The organism is Pseudomonas sp. NPDC089554 (assembly GCF_050280645.1).
Lineage (GTDB): Bacteria > Pseudomonadota > Gammaproteobacteria > Pseudomonadales > Pseudomonadaceae > Aquipseudomonas.
In genome coordinates, this window is sequence record NZ_JBNNVR010000190.1 from 1 (window position 1) to 2,061 (window position 2,061).

Consider the following 2,061-nt stretch of genomic DNA (forward strand, 5'->3'; position numbering starts at 1 on the left):
GGGTAGGTGACGTCGCTTTCGCGGCGGGTGTAGATCATCGCCAGGCCCGTGGTCAGCCACAGGAATACCCACCACTGGGCTGGCTGACGCGGGTCTGCGCCGGGAAGTGCTTGGCGATGGCCGCCAGCATGTTGGCCTGCTGGCCTTCCAGGGCGTAGCGCAGCTTGCGCAGGTGGCGGTCGTAGCCGCCGTGTTGCAGGTAGTCGGCAATCGCCGCCTGGGCCGGCATCGAGGCGCACAGCGAGGTCATCAGCTTGAGCCGTTCGATCTTCTGGGCGAAGCGCCCGGCGGCCACCCAGCCGATGCGGTAACCCGGCGCCAGGCTCTTGGCGAACGAGCCGCAGTGCATCACCAGGCCGTCGCGGTCGAAGGCCTTGGCCGGCTTGGGTGCCTGCTGGGCGTAGTACAGCTCGGCGTACACGTCGTCCTCGATCAGCGGCACCTGGTGGCGGTGCAGCAGCTCGACCAGCGCCTGCTTCTTGGCCTCGGGCATGCTCGCGCCCACCGGGTTCTGGAAATTGGTCATGCACCACACGGCCTTGACCGGGTGTTTTTCCAGGGTTTGCGCGAGCACACCGAGGTCCATGCCTTCGCGCGGCTGCACGGGAATTTCCACGGCCTTGAGCTTGAGCCGCTCCAGCACTTGCAGGCAGGCGTAGAAGGCGGGTGCCTCGATGGCCACCAGGTCGCCCGGTTCGGTCACCGCTTGCAGACACAGGTTCAGCGCCTCCAGCGCGCCGTTGGTGATCAGTAGTTCCTCCATCGGCAGCATCAGCCCGGCGACCATGTAGCGCAAGGCGATCTGCCGGCGTAGCTGCGGGTTGCCCGGCGACAGGTCGGTGACCACCATGCGTGGGTCCATGGCGCGGGTGGCGCTGGCCAGTGAGCGGGACAGGCGTTGCAGGGGGAACAGCGTGGGGCTGGGGAAGGCCGAGCCGAAGGGGACGGTATGTGGGTCTTTGATCGAGTCGAGGATGGAAAACACCAGGGCGCTGACGTCCACTTCGGTGGACTCGCTTGCAGGCTCCAGGGCTTGCGGCTCGTTGATCGGGCGTGGCGCATGGGTGTTGACGAAGTAGCCCGAGCGCGGCCTTGCGCGGATCAGCCCGCGGCGTTCGAGCAGGTAGTAGGCTTGGAACACCGTGGACGGGCTGACCCCGTGGGTCTGGCTGGCATAGCGCACCGAAGGCACGCGTTCGCCGGGGCCAAGTACCCCGGAGCGGATCAGTTCGGCAATGTCGTCGGCGAAGCGTTCGTAGCGTTTCATCGTGCGCTCTATCGAAGGCCTGTCAGGCAAGGTGAAAGGGCAGTGTAAGGGATCAGCGGTTCATCGGTGCGACGAAGCGACTCTGCGCGCGGCTATGTACGTGCGCCGCATCGCGGTCGCGCACCTCGAAGGTCAATGCCACCGAGCTGCTGCTGGGGCGTTCGGCCAGCATCGCCACCGATACCGGCAACTCGCTCATTTCCCCGGCCGGGATGACGAACTCGGTCTTGCCCAGCAGCACGAAGCCGTCGGCGTCCACCAGGCGCAGTTGGTAATGCTGGGTCTGCTGGGTCTTGTTGATGACCTTGAGCAGGTAGATGTTCTCGACCTGGCCTTGGGCGTTCTCGCGGAACAGACCACGGTCCTTGATCACATCCAGCGACACCATCGGGCGCAACTGCAAGGCCAGTACCAGTGCGCCGATCATTACCAGCAACGCTACCGCATAGCCCAGCAGGCGTGGGCGCAGCCAGTGGGTGGTGCCGCCTTGCAGGGTGTGTTCGGACTGGTAGCCGACCAGGCCGCGGGCGTAGCCCATCTTGTCCATCACCTCATCGCAGGCGTCGATGCAGGCCGCGCAGCCGATACAGGCCATCTGCAAGCCGTCGCGAATGTCGATGCCGGTGGGGCACACCTGCACGCACAGGGTGCAATCGATGCAGTCGCCCAGGCCCTGGGCCTTGTAGTCGCTGCCTTTCTTGCGAGCCCCACGGCCTTCGCCGCGGTTCGCCAGCGGCTACCCCGAAGCCCTGGAAGACCTGAACGCGTCGCTGGAGCACCTGCGCGAACAGAAC

Annotated in this window: 2 pseudogenes; both read right to left on the reverse strand. The window is 65.8% G+C overall.

Features of this window, described 5'->3' with window-relative positions:
• Window positions 1–64: 64 nt before the first annotated feature.
• Window positions 65–1,267 (reverse strand): annotated as a pseudogene (locus ACQKPE_RS26380) (PLP-dependent aminotransferase family protein); the annotation flags it as partial.
• 52 nt (window positions 1,268–1,319) lie between these two features.
• Window positions 1,320–1,991: pseudogene (locus ACQKPE_RS26385) on the reverse strand (4Fe-4S dicluster domain-containing protein); the annotation flags it as partial.
• Window positions 1,992–2,061 lie beyond the last annotated feature (70 nt).